20 protein-coding genes are annotated in these 24,719 nt (G+C 71.9%); 8 read left to right on the top strand and 12 right to left on the bottom strand.

The features are described 5' to 3' along the window. Positions 1 to 24 precede the first annotated feature (24 nt). From AB0B14_RS24530 to AB0B14_RS24520, 3 genes are read right to left on the bottom strand one after another with little or no spacing between them, the layout of a single operon-like run. Positions 25 to 2,115 (bottom strand): xanthine dehydrogenase family protein molybdopterin-binding subunit, encoded by a 2,091-nt coding sequence (locus tag AB0B14_RS24530; RefSeq protein WP_357524376.1) that lies wholly within the window; start codon positions 2,113 to 2,115, stop codon positions 25 to 27. Continuing rightward, entirely contained in the window at positions 2,112 to 3,095 is a 984-nt protein-coding gene (locus tag AB0B14_RS24525; protein WP_357524374.1) for a xanthine dehydrogenase family protein subunit M, read from the bottom strand. Before AB0B14_RS24525 ends, AB0B14_RS24530 begins: the two co-directional genes overlap by 4 nt. Continuing rightward, positions 3,092 to 3,589: a 2Fe-2S iron-sulfur cluster-binding protein gene (locus tag AB0B14_RS24520; protein ID WP_357524438.1), complete on the bottom strand. Its 498-nt coding sequence runs from the start codon at positions 3,587 to 3,589 to the stop codon at positions 3,092 to 3,094. Before AB0B14_RS24520 ends, AB0B14_RS24525 begins: the two co-directional genes overlap by 4 nt. Positions 3,590 to 3,714: 125 nt before the next feature. On the opposite strand from AB0B14_RS24520, the gene AB0B14_RS24515 reads away from it, so the two are divergent. Then, complete coding sequence (locus tag AB0B14_RS24515; protein ID WP_357524372.1) at positions 3,715 to 4,290, top strand: nucleotidyltransferase family protein; 576 nt, start codon at positions 3,715 to 3,717, stop codon at positions 4,288 to 4,290. On the opposite strand, the gene AB0B14_RS24510 is transcribed toward AB0B14_RS24515, so the two are convergent. From AB0B14_RS24510 to AB0B14_RS24490, 5 genes are all read right to left on the bottom strand, one after another. Beyond that, positions 4,277 to 4,945, bottom strand: a complete 669-nt coding sequence (locus AB0B14_RS24510; RefSeq protein ID WP_357524370.1) for a TMEM175 family protein — start codon at positions 4,943 to 4,945, stop codon at positions 4,277 to 4,279. The genes AB0B14_RS24515 and AB0B14_RS24510 overlap by 14 nt on opposite strands. A 121-nt stretch (positions 4,946 to 5,066) precedes the next feature. Next, positions 5,067 to 6,464 (bottom strand): GH1 family beta-glucosidase, encoded by a 1,398-nt coding sequence (locus AB0B14_RS24505; RefSeq protein ID WP_357524368.1) that lies wholly within the window; start codon positions 6,462 to 6,464, stop codon positions 5,067 to 5,069. 8 nt (positions 6,465 to 6,472) lie between these two features. Further along, a complete protein-coding gene (locus AB0B14_RS24500; protein ID WP_357063369.1) occupies positions 6,473 to 7,312 on the bottom strand; it encodes a carbohydrate ABC transporter permease in 840 nt (279 codons plus the stop codon). After that, on the bottom strand, positions 7,305 to 8,297 hold the full coding sequence (locus AB0B14_RS24495; RefSeq protein ID WP_357063367.1) for a sugar ABC transporter permease: 993 nt from the start codon (positions 8,295 to 8,297) through the stop codon (positions 7,305 to 7,307). Before AB0B14_RS24495 ends, AB0B14_RS24500 begins: the two co-directional genes overlap by 8 nt. 70 nt (positions 8,298 to 8,367) lie before the next feature. Beyond that, on the bottom strand, positions 8,368 to 9,666 hold the full coding sequence (locus tag AB0B14_RS24490) for a sugar ABC transporter substrate-binding protein (protein WP_357524366.1): 1,299 nt from the start codon (positions 9,664 to 9,666) through the stop codon (positions 8,368 to 8,370). Between the two features lie 237 nt (positions 9,667 to 9,903). Between AB0B14_RS24490 and AB0B14_RS24485 the strand changes: the two genes are divergently transcribed. Then, complete coding sequence (locus tag AB0B14_RS24485; RefSeq protein ID WP_357524364.1) at positions 9,904 to 11,103, top strand: ROK family transcriptional regulator; 1,200 nt, start codon at positions 9,904 to 9,906, stop codon at positions 11,101 to 11,103. A gap of 227 nt (positions 11,104 to 11,330) precedes the next feature. Next, complete coding sequence (locus AB0B14_RS24480) at positions 11,331 to 13,559, top strand: discoidin domain-containing protein (RefSeq protein ID WP_357063359.1); 2,229 nt, start codon at positions 11,331 to 11,333, stop codon at positions 13,557 to 13,559. Positions 13,560 to 13,670: 111 nt separating this feature from the next. Here AB0B14_RS24480 and AB0B14_RS24475 read toward each other — a convergent pair whose 3' ends face one another. Beyond that, complete coding sequence (locus AB0B14_RS24475) at positions 13,671 to 14,993, bottom strand: FAD-dependent oxidoreductase (protein WP_357524362.1); 1,323 nt, start codon at positions 14,991 to 14,993, stop codon at positions 13,671 to 13,673. Positions 14,994 to 15,340: 347 nt separating this feature from the next. Between AB0B14_RS24475 and AB0B14_RS24470 the strand changes: the two genes are divergently transcribed. The 3 genes from AB0B14_RS24470 to AB0B14_RS24460 all read left to right on the top strand — a co-directional run bounded on the left by AB0B14_RS24470 (position 15,341) and on the right by AB0B14_RS24460 (position 18,113). After that, complete coding sequence (locus AB0B14_RS24470; protein WP_357524360.1) at positions 15,341 to 15,697, top strand: YciI family protein; 357 nt, start codon at positions 15,341 to 15,343, stop codon at positions 15,695 to 15,697. A gap of 2 nt (positions 15,698 to 15,699) precedes the next feature. Then, the gene (locus AB0B14_RS24465; RefSeq protein ID WP_357524358.1) at positions 15,700 to 16,908 is read left to right on the top strand and encodes an RNA polymerase sigma factor; all 1,209 of its coding nucleotides are present in this window, start codon (positions 15,700 to 15,702) and stop codon (positions 16,906 to 16,908) included. 71 nt (positions 16,909 to 16,979) lie between these two features. Beyond that, positions 16,980 to 18,113 carry a glutamate--cysteine ligase gene (locus tag AB0B14_RS24460; protein ID WP_357063349.1) on the top strand — a complete coding sequence of 378 codons (1,134 nt, stop codon included), beginning with the start codon at positions 16,980 to 16,982 and terminating at the stop codon, positions 18,111 to 18,113. A gap of 13 nt (positions 18,114 to 18,126) precedes the next feature. Here AB0B14_RS24460 and AB0B14_RS24455 read toward each other — a convergent pair whose 3' ends face one another. Beyond that, positions 18,127 to 19,911: an N-acetylglutaminylglutamine amidotransferase gene (locus AB0B14_RS24455; protein ID WP_357524356.1), complete on the bottom strand. Its 1,785-nt coding sequence runs from the start codon at positions 19,909 to 19,911 to the stop codon at positions 18,127 to 18,129. Positions 19,912 to 20,071: 160 nt separating this feature from the next. Then, positions 20,072 to 20,503 carry a MarR family transcriptional regulator gene (locus AB0B14_RS24450; protein ID WP_357063344.1) on the bottom strand — a complete coding sequence of 144 codons (432 nt, stop codon included), beginning with the start codon at positions 20,501 to 20,503 and terminating at the stop codon, positions 20,072 to 20,074. 79 nt (positions 20,504 to 20,582) lie between these two features. Here AB0B14_RS24450 and AB0B14_RS24445 point away from each other — a divergent pair, with 79 nt between their 5' ends. Then, a complete protein-coding gene (locus AB0B14_RS24445) occupies positions 20,583 to 22,376 on the top strand; it encodes an ABC transporter ATP-binding protein (protein WP_357524354.1) in 1,794 nt (597 codons plus the stop codon). Between the two features lie 36 nt (positions 22,377 to 22,412). Here AB0B14_RS24445 and AB0B14_RS24440 read toward each other — a convergent pair whose 3' ends face one another. Next, positions 22,413 to 23,612 (bottom strand): hypothetical protein, encoded by a 1,200-nt coding sequence (locus AB0B14_RS24440; protein ID WP_357063339.1) that lies wholly within the window; start codon positions 23,610 to 23,612, stop codon positions 22,413 to 22,415. Between the two features lie 536 nt (positions 23,613 to 24,148). Between AB0B14_RS24440 and AB0B14_RS24435 the strand changes: the two genes are divergently transcribed. Further along, positions 24,149 to 24,712, top strand: a complete 564-nt coding sequence (locus tag AB0B14_RS24435) for a restriction endonuclease (protein ID WP_357524352.1) — start codon at positions 24,149 to 24,151, stop codon at positions 24,710 to 24,712. The last annotated feature ends 7 nt before the right edge of the window (positions 24,713 to 24,719 follow it).

The following is a 24,719-nucleotide window of genomic DNA, read 5'->3' as shown; positions in this document are numbered from 1 at the left end:
ACATTTGTATCACCACTGGCTTATTTAAGCCAGCCCTGATGCTCCGATGAGTTTGTCCAACCGGATCGGCAGGTCCCGGATCCGCACGCCGGTGGCGTGGTGCACCGCGTTGGCGACCGCCGCCGCCGCACCGACGATGCCGATCTCGCCGAGGCCCTTCACCCCGGCCGGGTTCAGCTCGTCGTCCCGCTCGTCCAGCCAGTACGCCTCGATGGACTCCACGTCCGCGCAGCCGGTGATGTGATAGGTCGCCAGGTCGTGGTTGACCCAGTCGCCGTACCGCTCGTCGAGCAGACCCTCCTCGTGCAGCGCCATCGACAGCCCCATCGTCATGCCGCCGACGAGCTGGCTGCGGGCCGTCGTCGGGTTCACCACCCGCCCGGCCGCGAACACCCCGAGCATCCGGTTCAGCCGTACCTCGCCGGTGTCCGCGTCCACCCGCACCTCGGCGAACTGCGCCCCGTACGCGTACCGGGGCAGGACGGGCTGCTCGCCCACCTCGTCGGTGGTGTCCGCGGACGCGCTCACCTCCCGATCCGGTGGCACGCCCGCGCGCAGTTTCCCGCCCAGCGCCTGACAGGCGCGGATCACCGCCCAGCTCCAACTGGCGGTGCCTGTCGAACCCCCGGCCAACGCCGCGGCCGGCAGGTCGCTGTCCCCGATGTGGATCTCCACCCGCTCCGGCGGGACCCCGAGCGCGTCGGCGGCCACCTGCCAGAGGGCCGTCCGGGCGCCGGTGCCGATGTCGGTGGCGTTGATCCGAACCAGGAAGCCACCGTCGGGTCGGGCGGTGGCGGTGGCCGACGACGCCCTGGCCCGCGCCGGGTAGCTCGACCCGGCCACCCCCGTGCCGATCAGCCAACGCCCGTCGCGCCGGGCGCGGGGCGTCGGGTCCCGACCGGCCCAGTCGAAGCGCCGCGCGCCCTCGCGCAGGCAGGCCACCAGGTTGCGGCTGGTGAACTGTCGCTCCTGGTCGGGGTCGACCCGCGCGTCGTTGCGGACGCGCAACTCCACCGGGTCGACGCCGACGGCGGTGGCCAGCTCGTCCATCGCCGACTCCAGGGCGTACGCGCCGGGGCACTCGCCGGGTGCCCGCATCCAGAACGGCGTGGGTACGTCGAGGCGGACCAGCCGGTGCGTGGTGCGGCGGTGGGGTGCGGCGTACATGCTGCGGGTGTAGACGGCGGTCTGCTCGGCGAACTCCCGGATGGTCGAGGTCTGGCTGATCGCGTCGTGGCAGATCGCGGTGAGCCGCCCGTCGGTGTCCGCGGCGAGGCGGACCCGTTGGATGGTGGGGGTGCGGTACCCGACCGGCCCGAAGAGTTGCTGACGGGTCAACGCCAGCCTGACCGGCCGGTCCACGTGTCGGGCGGCGAGGGCGGCCAGCACCACCGAAGCCTTCGCGTACCCCTTGCTGCCGAAGCCGCCACCGACGTGCTCGGCGATGACCCGGATCGCCTCCGGGGGCAGCGCGAACAGCTCGGCGAGGGTGGCCCGCACCGGCGACGCGCCCTGGGTGGAGTCGTGCACCAGCAGTCGGCCGTCGCGCCACTGCGCCGTCGTGGCGTGCGGCTCCATCGGGTTGTTGTGGTAGGCGGGCGTCCGGTACGTGGCGTCCACCCGGACGGGGGCGGCGGCGTACCCGGCGTCGAAGTCGCCCTCGGCGGTGTCGGTCGGATAGCTGGGGTTGACGTGCTCCGGCCGGTACCGGCCGGGGTGGTCGGTGGTGAGCACGGTGCTGTGCGGTCCGGTGTCGTAGTCGATCCGGACCAGCCGGGCGCCCTCGCGGGCCGCCTCCAGGCTGGTGGCCACCACCACCGCGACGAACTGCCCCCGGTAGTGCACCGCCGGCTCCTGCAACAGCCACAGCTCCGGCGGCCCGCCGGCGGCGAGGCGGGGCGCGTTGCCGTGGTGCACCACGGCCAGCACGCCCGGCGACGCCATCGCCTCGGTCGAGTCGATCCGGGTGATCCGGCCCCGGACCACCGCCGAGGGCACCGCCCAGCCGTAGGTGACGCCGTCCACCGGGTACTCCACCGCGTACCGGGCCGTGCCGGTGACTTTCTCGGGGCCCTCCAACCGGGGGTACGCGCGGCCGACCGCCCCGGTGCTCACGACGACGCCAGCTCGCTGAGCGCCCGCACGGTGATGGCCCGGGTCAGTGGCACCTTGAAGCCGTTGTGCCGCAACGGACGGGCCTCGGCCAGCTCCGCGTCGGCGGCCCGCCCGGCGAGCTCGGGGCTGAACGGCCGACCCCGCAGCTCCTCCTCGGCCCGGTAGGCCCGCCACGGCCGGTGCGCCACCGCCCCGTACGCCAGCCGCACGTCGCGGACCACGTCGCCGTCCAGGTCCAGCACGGCGGCGACCGAGCCGGCGGCGAACGCGAACGAGGCACGGTCACGGACCTTGAGGTACGTCGAGCGGTGTGCGGCCGGCAGCGGCGGCAGCCGAACGGCGGTGATCAGCGTGCCTCGGGCCAGGGTGGTCTCCCGCTCTGGGTGGGTGCCGGGGGAGCGGTAGAGGGTGGTGATCGGAAGCTCCCGGGCGCCGTCGGCCTCGTGCACCTCCACCACCGTGTCGAGCGCGGTCAGCGCCACGGCCAGGTCGGACGGGTGGGTGGCGACGCACTGTTCGGACCAGTCCAGCACCGCCAGGTCGCGGTTCTGGCCGTGCAGCGCGGCACAACCGCTGCCCGGCTCCCGCTTGTTGCACGCCTTGCCGGTGTCCTGGAAGTAGACGCAGCGGGTGCGCTGCAACAGGTTGCCGCCGGTGGTGGCCATGTTGCGCAGCTGTCCGGACGCGGCGGCGAGCAGGGCGCGGGCCAGCACCGGGTAGTCCCGGCGGACCACCGGGTGGGCCGCGAGGTCACTGTTGCGCACTGTCGCGCCGATCCGCAGTCCGCCGTCGGGCAGCTCGTCGACGGTGTCCAGCGCAAGCCCGGTCACGTCCACCAGCACGTCGGGGCGCTGCACCCCGAGCTTCATGAGGTCCACCAGGTTGGTGCCGCCGCCCAGGTAGGCCGCGTGTGGCTCCGCGCCGAGCACGGCGACCGCGTCGGCCACGTCGGCGGGCCGGTGGTAACGGAACGCCCTCATCGCGTCGCCGCCGTCTCGCGCACCGCCGCGACGATGTGCGGGTACGCGGCACAGCGGCACAGGTTGCCGGCCATTCGCTCGCGGATCTCCGCGTCGGTCAGGTTGGCCGGCGCGCCCAGGTCGGCGGTGACCGCGCTGGGCCATCCCCGGGCGACCTCGTCGAGCATGCCCCGGGCGGAGCAGAGCTGCCCCGGTGTGCAGTAGCCGCACTGGAACGCGTCGTGCGCGATGAACGCGGCCTGTAACGGGGACAGCTGGCCCGGCTCGGCCAGCCCCTCGACGGTGACCACCGACCGACCGTCCACCGTGACCGCGAACACCAGGCAGCTCTTCACCCGCCGACCGTCCAGCAGCACCGTGCAGGAGCCGCACTGGCCGTGGTCGCAGCCCTTCTTCGCCCCGGTCAGGCCGAGGTGCTCGCGCAGCGTGTCGAGCAGGGTGGTGCGGTTGTCCAGGGTCACCTCGCGTGCCGCGCCGTTGACCTCGAACGCCACCCGGGACGAGTGCCGCTCGTCGGTCGTCGTCGCGTTCTCTCCTCCGCCCTGCACCGGCCCAGACTAGCTTTGTCGGTATATCTCGGGGCGAATAACGCAAAGCCCTTCGCGGGGAGGTGAGGACGGTGACCGCCGGGCTGCTGCTGGCCGCCGGGGCCGGGCGGCGCTACGGCCGGCCGAAGGCGCTTGTCGAGCTGGCCGGCGAGCCGTTGGTGCGCCGTGGCGTCCGGCTGCTGCGCGACGGCGGCTGCACGCCCGTGCACGTGGTGCTCGGCGCGGGCGCCGACGAGGTGGCCGACCTGCCCGGCGCGGTGCCGGTCCGGCACGACCGCTGGTCCGAGGGGCTGGGCTCGTCACTGCGCCGGGGCCTGGCCTCGCTGCCGGCCGACGTGCCGGCCGCGGTCGTGGTCCTCGTCGACCAGCCGCTGCTGCACCCGGTCGCGGTCCACCGGGTACGAGCGGCGTACGCCAGCGGTGCGCTTGTCGCGGTCGCCACCTACGCCGGCCGGCCGGGGCACCCGGTCCTGCTGGGGCGGGACGTCTGGCCGCTGCTGGACCGGTACGCGATCGGTGACCGGGGTGCCCGCGACCTGCTCCGCGACCGGCCGGACCTGGTGGTCGAGGTGCCCTGCGACGACGTCGGCTCACCGCTGGACGTGGACACCCCCGCCGACCTGCCCCGGCTGGTCAGCGACGGGTGAGCCACCGGGGCAGCCCCTCGCTCGTCACCGCGTGATAGGTGATCATGAAGATGACCGCGAGCAGGCCCAGCAGCGGATTGACGAACCAGCCGAGCAGGCCGCCGAGCGCGTACAGGACCAGGCCGGTGATCGGCCGCAGCCGCTGCCTGCGCGCGTACTCGGGACTGATCCCGGGCCGCAGCAGCACCGGGTGCCGCCGCAGGTAGCCGAAGAACACCAGCCAGGGGGCCGACATCAGGGCGGCGGACAGCGCGTACAGGGCGACGGCCGCGCGCTTGTCGTCGGTGTCGCCCTGGGTGAACGCCGACGCCAGCACGGCGGTGGGAAACGGAATGATCACCGCACCGAAGAGCACGCCGAGGTTGATCCAGCTCAGCGTGAGCGTCGTGCCACGGATCAGCCGCAGCAGCGCGTGGTGGTTGAGCCAGAGCACCCCGACGTAGACGAAGGACACCACGAACGCGAGGTACGTGGCTCCCTCGTCGAGCAGGTCGGTGAGCAACTCGCCCTCGTGGTACTCCGGCACCCGCAGGTCGATGACGAGCAGCGTGATGACGATGGCGAAGACACCGTCGCTGAAGGCCGTCATCCGGTCGGTGCCGGAGACTCGCGCCCCGGCGTCGGGCTGCTCGACCTCGTCAGGTGCTGCGGACATTGCCGCAGGTTAGCCACCGGGCACGACGGTCGGTGGCGGTTTCGTCCGATCGGGACCGAAACGGCCGCCCGGGGTCGCCACGACGGCGTGCCCGGGCGGCCGGTCGCACCGCCGGTGGTGGTCAGGCCACCGGCGCGGCCGTCCCGGTCGTGCGGGCGAGACGCCGGTGGGCGCTGATCAGCTCGGCGTAGCGCAGACCGCTCGCCTTCATCGTCCGGCGCTGCGTCGGGTAGTCCACGTGCACCAGCCCGAAGCGCTTGTCGTAGCCGTACGCCCACTCGAAGTTGTCCAGCAGCGACCAGACGAAGTAGCCGTCCAGGGGAACCCCCCGGGCCACCGCCGACGCGCACGCCGCCAGGTGCTGCTCCAGGTGGTCGGTGCGCTCCTTGTCCTGCACCGTGCCGTCCGCGGTGACCTCGTCCGGCCAGGCCGAACCGCTCTCGGTGACGATGATCCGACCCGGCCGGTACTCCTCGTGCACGTCGACGAGCAGCCGCTCCAGCCCCGCCGGGTACATCTCCCAACCCATCGCGGTCTCCACCGAGCCGGGCACCGGCACCTGCCGGGCGTACGGTGCCGCGCCGGTCGGGTCGTCGACCACCAGTTGACGGAAGTAGTAGTTCACCCCGAGGAAGTCGGTGGGCGTGGCGATCACCGTGAGGTCGTCGCCGCGTACCGGTGGCTCGACGCCGTAGGTGGCGATCATGTCGGCCGGGTAGCCGCGCCCGTGGATCGGGTCCAGCCACCACCTGTTGACGTGCCCGTCCGCCCGGCGGGCCGCCGCCACGTCCTCGGGTCGGTCGGTGGCCGCCTCGATCGGGCTGAGGTTGAGCACCAGACCCACCGAGGCCGGACGGGCGGCGTTGGCGCGGATCGCCTGAGTGGCCAGGCCGTGCCCGAGCAGCACGTGGTGCGAGGCGTGCACCGCCCGGGTCAGGTCCCGCTCGCCGGGGGCCATGTTGCCCTCCAGGTGCCCGATCCAGCACACGCAGAGCGGCTCGTTGACGGTGCACCAGTCGGCGACCCGGTCACCGAGACGGGCGGCGACCACCGCCGCGTAGTCGGCGAACGCCTCGGCGGTGGCGCGCTCCGGCCAGCCGCCGGCGTCCTGCAACGTCTGCGGCAGATCCCAGTGGTAGAGCGTGACGAACGGCCGGATCCCGTCGGCGAGCAGGGTGTCCACGAGCCGGTCGTAGAAGTCCAGCCCGGCGGGGTTGACCCGACCGACGCCGTCGGGCATCACCCGGGGCCAGGCCACCGAGAAACGGTACGCGTCCACGCCGAGCCGGCGCAGCAACGCGAAGTCCTCGGGCCACCGGTGGTAGTGGTCGCAGGCCACCGCGCCGGTGTCGCCGTTGTCGACCTTGCCGGGGGTCGCCGAGAAGGTGTCCCAGATGGACGGCGCCCGGCCGTCGACGTCGACGGCCCCCTCGATCTGATACGCCGCCGTGGCGACGCCCCAGAGGAAGGCGGGTGGCAGCTTGGACAGGTCGGGCACGGGACGGATCTCCTCTGGCATTGACTGACTCACTTGACCGCGCCGGCGGTCAGGCCGGCGACGAAGTACCGCTGCAGGGCCAGGAACCCGACGACCACCGGGACGCTGACCACCAGCGAGGCGGCCATGATCTGGTTCCAGTAGACGTTGAACTGGGTGGAGTAGCCCTGCAGGCCGACGGCCAGGGTGCGGCTGCCCTCGTCGGTCATCACCGACGCGAACAACACCTCACCCCAGGCGGTCATGAACGCGTACACGGTGACCGCCACGACGCCGGGTACGGCGGCCGGCAGGATGACCTGGAACAGGGTGCGCAACGGCCCGGCCCCGTCGACCTGCGCCGCCTCGTCCAGCCCGCGGGGGATCGAGTCGAAGTAACCGACGAGCATCCAGATCGAGAACGGCAGCGAGAAGGTCAGGTACGTGATCACCAGTCCGGTGCGGCTGGCGTACAGCTCGATGCCCGTGGCGTTGCCCAGGTTGACGTAGATGAGGAACAGCGGCAGCAGGAACAGGATGCCGGGGAACATCTGGGTGGACAGCACGGTCACCGAGAAGAGGCTCCGGCCGCGGAACCGGTACCGGCTGACCGCGAACGCCGCGAAGATGGCCACCGCGACCGAGCAGATCGCCGCGATGCTGGACACCACCAGGCTGTTCACCAGGTACCGGGCCAGCGGCACGGTGCTCCACATGTCGACGAACGGTTGCAGGGTGGGTCGGCTGGGCCACCAGGTGAAGCCGTTCTGCACGTCCTGCAACGGCTTCGCGGCCGAGGTGACCATCACGTACAGCGGGATGACGACGAAGAGGGTGAGCAGGGTCAGCACGATGCGCCGGCCCCAGCGCTCACCGGCGGTCTCACGCATGGTCGTCCCTCCGACGGTTGGTGATCAGCAGGTACGCGGCCGAGACGATCATCAGGAACAGCAGCAGCGCCACCGACATCGCCGAGCCGGAGCCGAAGTCCCAGGTCTTGAAGGAACTGCGGTAGATGTGGATGGAGATCAGGTCGGCCTGCTCCGGCGCGGAGCCGCCGAAGAGCACGAACGGTGTGTTGAAGTCGTTGAACGTCCACAGGAACAGCACCAGCAGCAGCACCAGGTTCACCGGCCGCAGCATGGGCAGGGTGACCGAGCGCAGCCGGCGCCAGAACCCGGCGCCGTCGATGGCGGCGGCCTCGTACAACTCACCCGGCACGTTCTGCAGACCCGCCATCAGGCAGAGGAACGCGAACGGCCAGTTGCGCCACACCGACACCACCAGCAGCGACCAGAAGCTGTTGTCGCCGATCAGCCAGAACGGACGCTCGTTCAGCAGCCCGAGCTGGTCGACCAGGACGTGGTTGACCAGGCCGGTGTCGCGTTGCAGCAGGAAGCTCCAGGTGATCACCGCGGCGTAGACCGGCAGCGCGTACGGGGTGAGGAACAGCGCCCGCAGGATCGCCCGCCCACGGAACGGCTTCTGCAGGACGACCGCCGCCGCGATGCCGAGCAGCCAGGCGAACCCGACCGAGAGCACGCTGTAGGCCAGGGTGACCCAGAACGAGTGCAACAGTTCCTTGCCGGCGGCGCTGTTCAGGTCGAGCGTCGCCCGGTAGTTCTCCAGCCCGACGAAGGGCGCGGTGGACCAGTTGCGAATGTGGAACTGGGTCAGCTCCAGCAGGCTCATCCAGACCCCGACCACCATCGGGACCACGTGGATGGCGAGTTCCAGCACGATGGCCGGTGCGAGCAGCAGATAGGGCAGGAGTGAGCGGCGGGGGCCGCGGGGCCGGCGGGCCGGCCCCCGGGCCGGTGACCCGGCCCGGGGTTCGCGCCGGTCGGCGTCCGGCGCGGTGGTGCTGGTTGCCATCGGGGTCCTCTCGGAGGCGGTGGCCGTGGCCGGGCTCAACACCCGACCACGGCCACCGGTGACGCCTGGGTCAGCGCATCTTCTGCTGCGCGTCGGTCAGCTTCGCCTTCACCGACGCCTCGGTGACCGGCTTGCCGCTGGCCGCGTCCGCGAACAGCTCCTTCATCGCGGTGCCGACCAGGGTCTCGAAGGTGCTCTCCTCGGGCACCTGCGGCAGCGGGGCCGCGGTGGTGACCAGGGTCTCCTGGATGGTCTTCTGCTCGGTGGCGCTGAACGCCGGGTCGGAACCCGCGGTCTTCACCGCCGGCAGCGAGCCGTACGTCTTGTTGAGCAGCGTCTGCTCCTCGTCGCTGGTCATGAACTTCACGAAGCTCAGCGCGCCGTCCTTGTTCTTGGTGTGCTTGAAGACCGCCATGTTGATGCCGGCGACCATGCTGTTCACCTTCTTGCCGCCGGCCGGCGGGCTGGCCAGGAACGGCACCGGGGCCACCCCGTACGCGTCGGCGGCCATGTTCTGCGTCTTCAGGTTCGAGCCGGCGGACTGCCAGAGCAGCATGGCGGCCTTGCCGTTGGCGAAGTCCGAGACCGACTGGTTCTGCGCGTACTCGGCGTTGCTCGGGTTGGTGATCTTGTCGGCGGCCATGAAGTCGATGTACCGCTTGATCGCCGAGACGTTCTGCGGGGTGTCGAAGGTCGGCTTGCCGGCCGAGTCGAACCACTCGCCGCCGTACTGCTGGCTGAAGGTGAAGGCGTGGTGCGCGTTCTCCGACGGGTTGGCCCCCTCGATCGCCAGGCCCCACTTGCCGCCGGTGCTCAGCTTCTTGCCGTACTCGGCGAGCTGCTCCCAGGTGGTCGGCGGCGCGGTGAGGCCGGCGTCGGCGAACGACTTCTTGTTGTAGTACAGGCTGTACGCCATGCTGTAGAGCGGCACGGCGGCCGGCGGCTTGCCGGGGGCGCCGGCGGCGGCGAGCGCGGCGGGCACGATCCGGTCCTTGCCGCCGACGGCCTGCAGGGTGGCGTCGTCGAACTCGACGAGCGCGCCGGTGGCCTGCAACGACGCCGACCAGGTGTTGCCGATGTTCACCACGTCCGGGCCCTTGCCCGAGGCGGCGGCGGCGAGCAGCCGGTTGAGCAGGTCCGACCAGGGGACCACCTCGACGGTGACCTTGATCCCGGTCTGCTTCTCGAACTTGTCCAGCTCGGGCTGGAGGGTCGTCTTGTCGGCCTCCAGGCTGGCGCCCTGGTTGCTGGCCCAGTAGGTGAGCGTCTTGGGCGATGCGGCGGAGTCGTCGCCGGAGCCGCCGCAGGCGGTCAGCGAGGCGGCGGCCAGTACGGCGGCGGTGAATATCCCGAGGTGTCGTCTCGACACGGGTCAGCCCTTCCGGAGCGTGGTGGGGGTCCGCCGGCCTCCGTCGCCGATAGGGGTCGAGACGACGGGCGGCCGGCTGCGGACAGGGTTCGGGGGTGCGCCGTCGGAGTCCGTCGGCGTTTCCCGGGAGTTACATCACGGCTTAAATTATGTCGTCATTAAAGTGGCTGGCCGGTGGGTCGTCAAGCACGGTGCGGTTACAGTCGCCTCGAACGGCCAACCAGAACGGGGTGTCGAGTGGAGCTGGCGCGTGCCACCAACCGCAGCGTGCGGCTGCGCAACCGGTCCGCGCTGCTGACCAGGCTCTTCCTCGACGGTCCGCTCACCCGCCAGGACCTGGTGCGCAGCACCGGGCTGAGTCAGCCGGCGGTCAGCAACGTGGTGGCCGACCTGATCGACGAGGGGCTGGTCGCCGAGGCCGGGGCCGCCGAGTCCGACGGTGGTCGGCCCAGCATGCTGCTGCGGATCGCGCCCCGCTTCGCCTTCGTGGTCGGCGTGGACGTCGGCGAGACCCGGGTGCGGGTGGAGCTGTTCGACTTCGCGATGACCCTGCTGGCCAGCATCGAGTACCCGCTCGACCCGGCCCGGACCGAGCCCGACCTGGTGGCCGGGCACGTGCTCGCCGGCATCGACGCGGTGACCGGGCAGGCCGGCGTGACCTCCGGCGACGTGCTCGGCGTCGGCATCGGCGTGTCCGGGGTGGTCGAGCAGGGCGTCGAGGCTGTCGTGCACGCCCAGGCCCTCGGTTGGGACCGGGTGCCGCTGGAGCGCCTGATCAGCGCCGGCACCGACCTGCCGCTGCACATCGACAACGGCGCGAAGACCCTCGGCCAGGCCGAGATGTGGTTCGGCGCCGGCCGGGGAGCCCGACACGCCGTCTTCGCGCTTGTCGGCTCCGGCGTGGGCGCGTCGGTGGTGACCGGCGGGGCCACCTACCGCGGCGCGTCCAGCAGCGCGGGGGAGTGGGGGCACACCACCCTGGTGTACGGGGGACGGGCCTGCCGGTGCGGCGCGCGCGGCTGCCTGGAGGCGTACGTCGGCGCGGAGGCGATCATCGACCGGTACCGGGAGGCGCGTCGGGGTCGACAGGTGCCGGGCGAGGATGAGGAGTCCCAGATCGCGGCGCTGGTCGCCGCCGCCGGGACCTCGGCCACCGCCCGGCGGGTGCTGGACGACACCGCCGGCTACCTCGGCGCCGGGGTGGCCAACCTGATCAACCTGTTCAACCCGGAGCGGGTGGTGCTCGGCGGCTGGGCGGCCATGGCGCTGGGTGACCTGCTGCCGGCCGTCCGCGAGGCCGCCGGCCGACAGGCCCTGCGGCAGCCGTTCGAGCAGGCGTCGATCGAGCTGTGCCGCCTCGGCGTGGACGCGGTGGCACTGGGCGCCGCCACGCTGCCGATCGCCCGCTTCCTCACCGAGGGCGGCGTCCGCCGCTGAGCCGGGACGACGGCAGCGGCGCCGGCGAATTACACAAAAAGAATCCTCGGGATAAATAACGAAGTTATAGATCGATGTCTTGACGCCGCCGCAATCTCGCCGCAACACTCCTACGAGAGCGCTCTCCGGCCCGCGGCGCCGCATCGGCGGCACCACCCACGGCACCACGGGGCGAGCCCGATCCCACCCTCGTCGGCATCCGTAACCCCCTATCGACAGGCGATGTCATGACATCTCGTGCAACATCCGTACGCCCGCGTCCCCGCCGGGCCGTCCGACACCTGCTCGTCGGACTCACCGTGGCGCTTGTCGCGGCGCTCACCCCGACCGGTGCCACCGCACCCGCGCAGGCCGCGCCCACCCTGCTCTCCCAGGGCCGGACGGCCACCGCCTCGTCCACCGAGAACGCCGGCACCCCCGCCAGCGCCGCCGTGGACGGCAACACCGGCACCCGCTGGTCCAGCGCGTTCAGCGACCCGCAGTGGCTCCAGGTCGACCTGGGTGCCCGCGCCACCATCACCCAGGTCAATCTGCTGTGGGAGGCCGCCCACGGCCGGGCCTTCCAGCTCCAGACCTCCGACAACGGGTCCACCTGGACCACGATCTACTCGACCACCACCGGCGCCGGCGGCACCCAGAACCTCACCGTCTCCGGCGCCGGCCGCTACGTCCGCATGTACGGCACCGCCCGGGGCACCGGCTACGGCTACTCGCTCTGGGAGTTCCAGGTCTACGGCGAGACCGGCGGCGGTACCAACGAACCCCCGGTGACGCCCACCGACCCGCGCAACCCCAACCTCGGGCCGAACACGTTCGTCTTCGACCCGAGCACCCCGACGTCGACCATCCAGAGTCGACTCAACACCCTCTTCACCCAGCAGGAGACCAACCAGTTCGGCCCGCAGCGCTACGCGGTGCTGTTCAAGCCGGGCACCTACACCGCCGACGTCAACCTCGGCTTCTTCACCCAGGTCGCCGGCCTCGGCCTGAGCCCCGACGACGTCAACCTCAACGGCCACGTCCGCACCGAGGCGTTCTGGTTCGGCGGCAACGCCACGCAGAACTTCTGGCGGGCCGCCGAGAACCTCTCGGTCACCCTGCCCGCCGGGCAGACCGTGGAGCGGTGGGCGGTGTCCCAGGCGGCGCCGTACCGCCGGATGCACCTGCGCGGCGCGCAGAACCAGATCCAACTGTGGAACGGCGGCGACGGCTGGTCCAGCGGTGGCCTGCTGGCCGACACCCGCATCGACGGGCTGGTCGTCTCCGGCTCGCAGCAGCAGTGGTACTCCCGCAACAGCGAGTTCGGCAACGGCTGGACCGGCTCGGTGTGGAACATGGTCTTCCAGGGCGTCACCGGCGCACCGGCGCCGAGTTTCCCCAACCCGTCGCACACCGTCATCGCGCAGACCCCGCAGGTGCGGGAGAAGCCGTTCCTCTACGTCGACGGCACCGGCGAGTACCGCGTGTTCGTGCCGGCGCTGCGCACCAACTCGACAGGCACCAGCTGGTACAACAAGACGCCCGCCGGCTCGTCGATCTCGCTGTCGCAGTTCTTCGTGGTCCAGGCCGGCACCAGCGCGGCCACCATCAACGCGGCCCTCGCCCAGGGCAAGCACCTGCTCTTCACCCCGGGCGTGCACCACGTCACCGAGCCGATCCAGGTCAACCGGGCCGACACGGTGATCCTCGGCCTCGGCCTGGCCACCATCCAGGCCGACAACGGCAGCGTGGGCATGCGGGTCGCCGATGTGGACGGCGTGAAGGTCGCCGGCCTGATGTTCGAGGCCGGCACCACCAACTCGCCGGTGTTGATGGAGGTCGGGCCGTCCGGCTCGTCCGCGAGCCACGCCAGCAACCCGACCTCGCTGCACGACGTGTTCTTCCGCATCGGTGGGCCGCACGTCGGCAGGGCCACCAACACGCTGACCGTCAACAGCGACAACGTGATCGGTGACCACATGTGGCTGTGGCGGGCCGACCACGCCGCCAGCGGCGTGCCGACCGGGTGGACGCTGAACACCGCCGACACCGGGCTCACCGTCAACGGCGACAACGTCACCATGTACGGCCTGTTCGTCGAGCACTACCAGAAGTACCAGACCATCTGGAACGGCAACGGCGGGCGGACGTACTTCTACCAGAACGAGCTGCCGTACGACGTGCCGAACCAGGCGGCCTGGATGAACGGGTCGACGCGGGGTTACGCCGCGTACAAGGTCGCCGATTCGGTGACCAGCCACCAGGCGTTCGGGCTGGGCAGTTACAGCTACTTCAACGTCAATCCCGCGGTGGTCGAGGAACGGTCCTTCGAGGTGCCCACCAACCCGAACGTGCGGTTCACGAACATGGTGACCGTCTCGCTCGGTGGCGTCGGCACCATCAACCGGGTGATCAACAACGCCGGTGGCACCGCGAACGCGGCCAACCAGACGGTGTACCTGACCACCTACCCCTGACCGGTGCCCCCGCGCCGGCCCGGTCCGTTGAGGCCGGGTCGGCCGGGTGACACCCAGGGCCGAGGCCGGCCCGGTCCCGCCGAGACCGGGCCGGCCCCGGTCGTGTCCGTCTCAACCGGCCAGTACCTCAGCCGCCGCCCGCTCACCGGCGCGCACCGCGCCCTCCAGGTAGCCACTCCAGCGGGTGGCCGTCTCGGTGCCCGCCCAGTGCACCCGTCCCACCGGCGTCCGCAGGTGCGGGCCGTACGTCCGCCAGGTGCCCGGGGTGAGCACACCGGAGAAGCAGCCCCGGGTCCACTCCTCGGCCGACCAGTCGTACTCGACGAGGTCCACCGGGTTTTCGGCGTGCGGCCCGACCACGCTGGTGAACGCCTCCAGGAGGCACTGCCGGCGCCTTGCGGGGGACATGCCGCGCAACGCGGCGGCGTCCGAGGAGTAGCTGAACCCGGTCAGCACCCCGAGCGGCGAGGTCGGGGTGGAGTTGTCGACCGTCTCGGTGAGCGGACCGGCGCTGCTGGTGGCCACCCCGGAGCGCCCGTCGGCACGCCAGAACGGCTCCGGGTAGACGGCGTGCACCTTCAGCGCCGACCCCATCGGCATCCGCTGGGTGAGCCCGTCACGCAGCGGGGGTAGCGGCGGGTCGTACCGGATTCGGCCGGCCAGTGCCGGGGCCAGCGCGACCACCACGGCGTCGCCGTCGACGCGCCCGGTGTCGGTCCACGCGGTCGCGCCGTCGACCGTCTGTTCGATGGCCCGCACCGGCGCGGCCAGCGTCAGCGTCCCCGGCGGCAGAGCCGCGGCCATCCGCTCGGCCAGCGCCGCCGGCCCGCCCACGATCCGGTCCTGCTGCGCGCCGCCGGCCATCCCCAGCAACGGCCCGGTCCCGCCAGCGCTGCGCAGGTAGAACAGCAGGTGCAACAGGGACAGCTCGTCGGCGCCGGTGGCCAGCAGCCCGCCGGCGAGTAGCCGCCCCAGGTAGTCGGCGGTGTCGTCGTCCGCGGCCGTGGTGGCGAGCCACCCGCCGAGGGTCGTCCGGTCCCACCGCGCGGCCTCCGGCGTCGCCCAGGGTGCGGCCGGGTCCAGTCGTGCGGCGTACTCGTCGAGCAGGCCGAGCACCCGGCCGACCTGCGCCGGCGGTTCGGCCCGGCGCTGACCGCCCCAGAGCAGCGTGGGCGCGCCGACCGACGCCGAGGCGAAGATGGCCAGCCCGTGCTCGGCGACCAGCGCGTACATCCGGTCCTGCGTCGGGCCGATCCACTGCGCCCCCAGGTCGAGCTGCGTGACCTCGGGCAGCCAACGGGTCAACACCCGACCGCCCACCCGGTCGCGAGCCTCCAGCACCCGCACCTGGGCACCCGCGCGGCTCAGCGCCAACGCGGCCGCGAGACCGGAGAAGCCGGCGCCGACCACGACCACCCGCAAGCCGTCGACCACACAGCGGTCTACCCACAACCGTCGCAGGCATGACTACCGGCTCTGGTCGCGGCACTGGCGGGCCGTACCCCTGTCCTTCGTCCTTTGCTCTGCACCCGCTGATGCGCCACCCGGGCCCGGGCCCGGGCACCGTCGCGCCCGCGGGTGCAGAGCAAGGGGCAGCGTCCGGTCCGCGGGGTGCGGAGCAGAGGGCAGCGTCGCATCCGCGGGTGCAGAGCAAAGGGCGCGCCCACACCGGGGCCGGGACGGCCGCCGAGAACTTTCCGCCGGCCTGTCGAATCCGGCGGCGGCCGATCGTGTGGAGGATGAGAGGTCGGCGACGCGCCGACCACCCGCGAGGAGGAACGATGACGCTGTACCTGCTCAGCCTTCACCAGCCGCAGGGTGAGCTACCGCCGGAGTCGGCATTCCTGGCCGAGGTGATGCGCCAGGTCGGCGAGCTGCGCGACGAGCTGGCCGCCGCCGGGTCGTGGGTCTTCGGGCAGGGCCTGCACGGCCCGGAGACCGCCACCGTGCTGCGCCCCCGCGACGGCGAGGTCCTGGTCACCGACGGGCCGTTCGTGGAGGGCAAGGAACACCTGGGCGGCATCACCATCATCGACGTGGCGGACCTGGACGCCGCCCTGCACTGGGGGCGCCGCTACGCGCTGGCCACCACCCTGCCGATCGAGGTGCGTCCCTTCCAGGGCGGGGCCGGCGACTGACCGTGCCCGACGTGGAGGCGGTGTTCCGCGCCGAGTACGGGCGTGCGGTCGCCGTCCTGGTCCGTCTCCTCGGCGACATCGACCTCGCCGAGGAGGCCGTCCAGGACGCGTTCGCCGTCGCGGTGGCCCGCTGGCCGACCACCGGCCCACCGCCCAGTCCGGCCGGCTGGATCATCACCACCGCCCGTCACCGGGCGATCGACCGGCTGCGCCGCGAGGCGTCCCGGGCCGAGCGGCAGGCTCAGGCGGCCCTGCTGTTCGCCGCCGACGAACCCGTCGAGGAGGGACCCGTGCGCGACGACCAACTGCGGCTGATCTTCACCTGTTGCCATCCGGCGCTCGCCCCGGCCGCGCGGGTCGCGCTCACCCTGCGGCTGCTCGGCGGCCTGAGCACCGCCGAGATCGCCCGAGCCTTCCTGGTGCCCGAGCCGACGATGGCGCAGCGACTGGTCCGCGCCAAGTCGAAGATCCGCAACGCGCGGATCCCGTACCGGGTGCCCCACGACGCCGACCTGCCCGACCGGCTGCACGGCGTCCGCACGGTGCTCTACCTGATCTTCAACGAGGGATACACGGCCAGCGCCGGCCCGCACCTGATCCGCGCCGAACTGTGCGTCGAGGCGATCCGGTTGACCAGGCTGCTGGTGGAGCTGATGCCGGACGAACCGGAGGCGCTCGGCCTGCTCGCCCTGATGCTGCTCACCGAGTCCCGCCGGCCGGCGCGGACCACCGCCGACGGTGAGCTCGTGCCATTGTCCCGGCAGGACCGAGAACTGTGGGACACCGCGCTGATCGCCGAAGGGCAGGCGCTGGTCCGCCGCTGCCTGCGCCGCGACCGGCCCGGCCCGTACCAGATCCAGGCCGCGATCGCCGCCGTGCACAGCGCCGCGCGCCGCGCCGCCGACACCGACTGGGCTCAGATCCTTGCGCTGTACGACCAGCTGACGGTGCTCGCCGCCGGCCCGGTGGTGGCGCTGAACCGGGCTGTCGCGCTCGCCGAGGTGTCCGGTGCGGCAGTGGCGCTGGCCGAGGTGGACCGCCTCGATCTGGTCGGCTACCACGTCTATCACGTGGTCCGTGCCGACCTGCTCGCCCGGCTCGGTCGCGGCGGGGAGGCCGTCGAGGCGTACCGGACGGCCGTCGCCCTGACGGACAACGTGGCCGAACGGGCCTTCCTCACCGCGCGCGCGACGGCCCTGGCGCCGCCCTGAGCGGGGCGTTTGCCGCAGGGGCGGCCGGGAACCCGAGGCACCCAGCCGCAGCAGGAGATGAGGGAGGGGCCATGGCGTACCGTCCGACCGCCGTCGACACCGTGCCCGACCTGTCCACCCTCACGCTCGGCGTGGAGGAGGAGTTCCTGCTGCTCGACCCGGACAGCGGGCGCAACCTGCCGGTGGCCGACCAGGTGCGGGCCGCGCTGCGCGGCCCCGCCCGCGACCAGAGCCGCCAGGAGTTCCGGCACAGCATGGTGGAGATGGTCACGCCGGTCTGCGCCGACCTCGGCGAGCTGCGCGCGCACCTGGTGGCGCAGCGCCACTGGGCCGCCGAGGCCGCCACGGCGGCCGGGGCCCGGCTGGTGGCGATCGGCGCCACGCCGCTGGCCGAGCCGCAGCGGACGGTTCCCGACGAGCCGCGCTACCACGCGATGTCGCGCCGGTACGGCCCGGTGGCGCACGATCCGGCGGTGTGCGGCTGCCACGTGCACGTCGGGCTGCCCGACCGGGAGCTGGCCGTGCAGGTCTGCAACCACCTGCGGGCGTGGCTGCCGGTGGTGCAGGCGATCACCACCAACTCGCCGCTGCACGACGGGCGCGACACCGGCCACGCCAGCTGGCGGTCGATGCAGCTGGAACGCTGGCCCAGCATCGGGCCGACGCCGTACTTCGACTCGGCCGCCGACTACGACCGGACCGTCGACGAGCTGATCGCCGCCGGCATCATGCTCGACGCGGCGATGGTCTACTGGTACGCCCGCCCGTCGTCGGCCTACCCGACGGTGGAGATCCGGGTGGGCGACGTCGGTTCGACAGTCGACGACACGGTGTTGGTCGCCGCGCTGGTCCGGTCTCTCGTCGCCACCCTCGCCGACGACGTCCGCGCCGGGGTGCTGGCCCCGCCCATCCGCGACTGTCTGATCGCCGCCGCGCACTGGCGGGCCGCGCACGACGGCCTCGACGGCGAGCTGATCGACCTGCGTGGCGGCGGCAGCCGACCGGCCTGGGCGCTCGTCGACGAGTTGATGGCGGTGATCGCCCCGGCCCTGCTGCGCCACGGCGACCTCGGTTACGTGTTGGCGCAACTGGCCCGACTGCGCCGCGACGGCACCGGCGCGACCCGGCAGCGTCGGGTGCTGGAACGCACCGGTGACCTGCGGGCGGTCATCGACGACCTGGTCGCCCGCACCGTGGCGAACTGACCGCCTTGCCGCCTCAACGGATGTCGTGCGTCTGTAGCCACAGCTCCAGGAGCCCGAGCTGCCACAGTTTGTTGCTGCCGGCGGCCGCCTCGGCCCGGTCCGGCTCGGCGAGCAGACGTGCCACGTACCCCGGTCGGAACAGCCCCCGCTCGCGCGCGGCCGGCGCCTGCAACGCCTCGGCGACCAGCTCGCGCACCGGGCCGTCCACGTTGCGCAGCGCCGGCACCGGGAAATAGCCCTTCGGGCGGTCGACCACCTCGGCCGGCAGTACCTGCCGGGCGACCTCCTTGAGCACGCCCTTGCCCCCCTGGGCGACCTTGTGCTCCGGCGGGCAGTGCGCGGCCAGGGTGACCAGATCCTGGTCGAGAAAGGGGGTACGCACCTCCAGGCCCCACGCCATGCTCATGCTGTCCACCCGCTTGACCGGGTCGTCCGGCAGCATCAGGTGGGTGTCCAGGCGCAGCACCGCGTCCAGCGCGGTCTGCGCCCCGGGCGCGGCCAGGTGGTCGGTGAGCAGGTCCCGGCTGGCGTCGTGTTCCAGCGCGTACGCCGGACCGACGATGGCCCGCAGCTCGTCGTGGCCACGGTCGAAGAACGCGGCGGCGAACGTCTCGGCGGCACCGTGCCGGGGCGCCTCGACCAGCGGCTGGTGGTAGCCGTACCCGGCGAACACCTCGTCGGCGCCCTGCCCGGACTGGGCCACCTTCACGTGCCGCGCCACCTGCTCGGACAGCAGGTGGAAGGCGACCACGTCGTGGCTGCCCATCGGTTCGGTCATCGCCAGCACGGCACGGCGTACGGCGGGCACCAGGTCGTCGTCGGCGAGCCGGATCCGGTGGTGGTCGGTGCCGTACGCGCGGGCCACCAGGTCGGAGTAGCCGAACTCGTCGCCGGACTCGCCGTCCCGGCTGTCGAAACCGATGCTGAACGTGCGCAGGTGCTGCTGCCCGGCCTCGGCGAGCAGCGCGACGATGAGGCTGGAGTCCAGTCCACCGGAGAGCAGCACACCGACCGGCACGTCGGCGACCAACCGTCGGCGTACCGCCGTGCGCAGCGCGTCGCCGACGGCGACCCGCCAGTCGGCGGCGTCCATTCCCGCGTCGGCGGGCTCGCGGACGTAGTCGGGTCGCCAGTAGACCTCCTCGCGGCTGCGCCCGTCCGCCTCGATCACCCGCAGGGTGGCCGGCGGCAGCTTGCGCACGCCGCGCAGCACGGTGCGCGGCGCGGGCACGATGGAGTGCCAGGACAGGTAGTGGTGCAGCGCCACCGGGTCGATGCCGGTGTCCACGTCGCCGGCTCGCAGCAGCGCGGGCAGGGTGGAGGCGAACCGGAGTCGCCCGGGTGTCTCGGCGAGGTAGAGCGGTTTGATGCCGAGCCGGTCGCGGGCCAGCACCAGCCGGCGCCGGTTCCGGTCGACGAGCCCGATCGCGAACATGCCGACCAGGTGGTCGACGAAACGCTCACCCCAGTGCGCGTACGCCACCAGGATCACCTCGGTGTCGCTGGTGGAGTGAAACCGGTATCCGGCGTTGCGTAGCTCCTCGCGCAGCTGCGGGTAGTTGTAGATGCAGCCGTTGAAGACCAGGGCCAGGCCCAGGTCGTCGCGCACCATCGGCTGCCCGCCGGCGTCGGACAGGTCGATGATGGTCAGCCGCCGGTGCCCGAGGGTCACCCAGCCCTCGGCGCGCAGGCCCTCGTCGTCCGGGCCGCGCGAGCGCATCGCCTCGGTCATCCGGGTGACCGCCGCCGCGTCGGGTGACCGACCGTCGAAGCGCGCCTCCCCGCTGATCCCGCACATCAGCCGGGGCGGTTGTGCGGGTGTGGCACCAGCGGCACGAGCGTCCTCCTGTCACCTCGCCCCCGGCCGGTGACGGCCGGTCCCGCCGACCGGACGGGGCCGCTGGCTACCCGTGCGCGAGGTGAGCAAACCCGCCGCGTGGCGGGCGGGCCGCCGTCGGTCAGGCGCGCAGGGTACGCAGGATGCGGGCCAACTCGGCGCGGTCGGTGTCGTTGAGGTGGCCGAAGAAGCGGTCGGCCTCGGCTCGGCGGGCGGTCCGGATGGCGGCGCCGACGCGCTTGCCCTCCTCGGTGAGGGCGACCAGGGTCGCCCGCCGGTCGGCCGGGTCGGGTCGGCGTTCGACAAGCCCACGGGCCTGCAGGTCGTCGACGACCTCGGTCGCCGAGCGGGCCGCGATGCGCAGGTGCTCGGCGAGGGTGCCGGGGCGTACCTCGCCGTGTCGGCCCAGCACACCGAGGGCTCGGGACTGGCTGGGCGTGATGTCCCAGGGGGTCAACGACTCCTTGGTCTGTCGGCGCAAACGGGACGCCACCGCCCAGAACGTCTCGGCCAGGCTGTCGTCGTCGCCAGTCCCGGTGGTGTCCTCGGTCACCGGAATACCGTAGCAGTCGATGCGGTTGTTCCCTCATGTTGAGGTAACCTCAGCATATCCGAGCGAAAGGCAGTGCCCCTTGGAACCCACCCCGAAGGGCCGCGACCGCGGCCACCGCACCCTCAGCGCCGAAGAGAAGACGCAGGCCCGCCAGGTGTCACTGCGCCGCATCGGCCGCCTGTTCACCCCCCACCGGCCCGCGCTGGCCGTGGTCACCATGATCATCGTGCTCTCCTCGATCATCGCGATGGCGACCCCGTTCCTCCTGCGTACCGTGATCGACCGCGCCCTGCCGCAGGGCGACGTGACCCTGCTGGTCTGGCTGGTCCTCGGCATGGTCGCCGTCGCGGCCGTGACCTCCGCCCTCGGCGTCGTGCAGACCTGGATCTCCACCCAGGTCGGGCAGCGGGTCATGCACCGGCTGCGCACCGACGTCTTCAGCCACCTCCAGCGACAGTCGCTGGGCTTCTTCACCCGCACCCGCACCGGCGAGGTGCAGTCCCGGATCACCAACGACATCGGCGGTATGCAGTCGGTCGTCACCTCCACCGCCACCGCCGTCGCGGCCAACCTCACCACGGTGGTCGCCACCGCCGTCGCCATGGTCGCACTCTCCTGGCAGCTCTCCCTCGTCTCGCTCGTGGTGCTGCCGCCGGCCATCTGGCTGACCCGCCGGGTCGCCCGGATGCGCCGCGAGATCACCGCCCAGCGGCAACGCGAACTCGCCGACCTCAACGTCACAGTCGAGGAGGGCCTGTCGATCAGCGGCGTGCAACTGGCCAAGACCCTCGGCACCGGCCCCGCGCTGATCGACAGGTTCACCGCCTCCTCGGAGCGACTCGTCGACCTGGAGCTGCGCAGCGAGTTGGCCGGCCGCTGGCGGATGGCCTCGATGAGCATCATCTTCGCCGCCGTACCGGCGGTCATCTACCTCGCCGCCGGCCTGCCCGGCACCGCCGGCACGCTGAGCATCGGCACCCTGGTCGCCTTCACCGCCCTGCAGGGCGGCCTGTTCCGGCCGCTGATGGGCCTGCTCAACGTGGGCGTCTCGCTCACCGCGTCACTGGCGCTCTTCGCCCGGATCTTCGAATACCTCGACCTGCCCGTCGACGTGGCCGACCCCGCCGAGCCGGTCCACCTCGACCCCAGCCGGGTACGCGGGCACCTGCGCCTTCAGGACGTCACCTTCGGCTACCCGGGCAGCGACACCGCAGCCCTCGCCGGGATCACCCTCGACGTGCCCGCCGGCACCAGTCTCGCCCTGGTCGGCGAGACCGGCTCCGGCAAGAGCACGCTCGCCGGCCTGGTCAGCCGCCTGCACGACCCGACCGCCGGCCGGGTCACCGTCGACGGCGTCGACCTGCGCGACCTGCGCCTGGCCGACCTGGCCGCGATCGTCGGAGTGGTCAGCCAGGAGACGTACCTGCTGCACAGCACCGTCCGGGAGAACCTGCGCTACGCCCGGCCGGGCGCCACCGACACCGAGATCGAGGACGCCGCCCGCGCCGCCCAGATCCACGACCTGATCGCCGGGCTGCCCGACGGGTACGACACGATGGTCGGCTCCCGTGGCCACCGGTTCTCCGGCGGCGAGAAGCAACGGCTCGCCATCGCCCGCACGCTGCTGCGCGACCCGCGCGTCCTGGTCCTCGACGAGGCCACCAGCGCGCTGGACACCGAGACCGAGCGGGCCGTGCAGCGGGCGTTCGACGCGCTCGCCGAGGGGCGGACCACGATCACCATCGCCCACCGGTTGTCCACAGTGCGCGACGCCGACCAGATCGCCGTGCTCGACCACGGCCGGATCGTCGAGTCCGGCACCCACGACAGCCTGCTGAACCGCAACGGCCGCTACGCCACCCTGGCCGCGTAGCCGGCACCGCGCGCGGTCATACCCTGACCGGCAGGTCTACTGATCCAGACGAGCGGCCAACTCCTTCCCCGCCGGCCACGAGTCGTCGCCCATTCGTTCGGCAAGACAGGACAGCGCGAAGGCCAGGGGCCAGGACGCCGCGTGCCGGATGTCCGGAGGCAGGATCCCCAGCGGATGGTGGAGGTCCCAGCCGGAGGCCGGAGTGAGGTCGACAGCCATGACTTCCCCCACGTAGGGCCGCTCCGTTCGGCGGACGGCCCGGGCGACCAGTTGGTCGCCGGCGACGTTCAGGAAGGTGACAGCGCAGAATTCGGGCGTGGCACCACGACTGAGCCAGCGGCCGTAACCCAGAAGGTCGCTGCCCTCGATCTCGGACGGGTTGATGTGGCATTCCTCCCGCAGCTCACGTTCCGCGCCGGTACGAATGATCTCCTGGAGAGTCGGTGTCGACTGTGGTGACACGTCCTGCGGTTCGAGTGAACCCGAGCCGGAGGGCGCGAGAAGTCCTGGGCTGCCCACGTTGTCCTTGGTCTGGGCGACCAGGAGCAATTGCCCGTCGGAGGTGAAGGCCAGCGTGGAGACACCGATGATGTTGGCCAGCCGGCTGTTTCTGAACGTCCGCAGTCGGCCGTGGCGGTCCACGATGAGGTCACGTCCGCGCAGTGCCAGGTTGCGCCGTCCCACCTCGCACACGTCATAGGGGACGAGCACGTTGCTGCAGAAGAAGTCGAAGTAGTGGGCGCTCTGCAGGACGACGACCCCGTCATCGCCCTCCCCGGGCAGGTCCGAGCCGAGCCCCAGCACCGCCGCGTTGTGCATCACCGCTCTGCGCGCCTGCCGGGCCAGAAAGTCGAATGACCAGGGCTTCAGATCGCGGTGCAGGACGTACTCGCTGATCACGGGATCGACCGCAACGGCTTGCTGTCGCAGTCGAACGCTCGCGTCGGTCATCACGATGCCGATGTTGCGTGCGCTCTCCAACACCCGGCCCAGGTCGCTCGCGTGCTCGGCGATGTCCCGGTACGTGTCGGCGTCGCGTGGTTGGAAACGTACGGTCCTGGCCCGCCGCCGGTTGGCGCGAATCTCAAGCGTGGACACCAGAGCCCCAGCCGCGGCGGCCACGACGCTCAGGACCACGGGCGGGCTGTTCAACGCGGTTGAGGTGCCGAAGGCGGCAAGGACGACACTGGCAGTGGTGAGTCGGTACCGCCACAGGCCGCGACGCCAGATGCTCATGGTCGTCTTGACTCTTCTCGACGTTGCCAGCATGCAGTACCCGCCTTAGGCCCGACCCTGCTTCGGCACTTGCAGGGTATCGGCGGCACCAAGCGGATCAATGGCCGTAAAAGCACAGGTACAGGCCGATGCTATCGAAGTGGGACCGGATTACCAGCGGGTGCGACCGCGCGTCGCGCATTTCGTGCAGCGTCAGTTCGACCAGCGCGGCGTTCCTTGAGCGCACGCCGCTACGCCACCCTGGCCGCGTGGCCGGTTCGGGGGAGCGGCATTGGGAGTGACGGGTACCGGACACTTTTGACGGGCATGCACGCGGTTTGTCGGAGGCTGCCGCGAGACTGAGGCTTCCGCGAACGAGGAGGTGCCTCGTGCCGTACGTCAGATCACACACCAGGAGGGGCGGAGCCCGGGTCCGGGCCCACTACCGAAGGCGGCGCACCGGCAGTGTCCGGCGTCGATCGACGGTCCGCCGCCTGTCCGGTGGCAGTAGGTCGGCCAACGGCTGGTTTCTGGTGCTGTGCGCTGTCGTCGGTTTCGTGCTCGTGCGCATGGTCATCGGCGTCGTCCAGCGGCATCCATACTGGACCGCTGTCGTGCTGAGCCTCGTCGTGGCAGGGGCGACCACCGTCGGTCTCATCGCGTCGAAGCAGCGTGCCCGGGAGCGGGCCGACCAGGCTGAGCGGGACATGCTGATCGCGGTGACCGATGCGATGAGCGGGCCCGAGTTCGAGCAGTGGTTCGCGCGGATCCTGGTCGCGTCCGGTTTTCGGAACGTGCAGGTGTGCGGCGGCCCCGGTGACCGGGGAGCCGACGTCACGGCCATCGCACCGGACGGCCGACGCGTCGTGGCGCAGTGCAAGCGGCAGAGCATCAGCAACCGGGTGGGCAGCGCCGCCATCCAGCGGTTCGCCGGCACCTGCCGGGACATCCACCGTGGCGAGATCTGCCTGCTCGTGACGAACAGCTTCTTCACCGCAGGCGACGGCATCCAGATCGCCCGACAGCTCGACATCACGCTCGTCGACCGGCGCGCGCTGGAGATGTGGGCCTGGACGGGACGACCCACGCCAGAGTCCATCGCGGCGGGCGGGCCGCACTGATGCAGAG

The sequence above is a fragment of the Micromonospora sp. NPDC049171 genome, assembly GCF_040648275.1.
Lineage (GTDB): Bacteria > Actinomycetota > Actinomycetes > Mycobacteriales > Micromonosporaceae > Micromonospora.
This window is presented reverse-complemented; position numbering and strand designations above follow the sequence as displayed.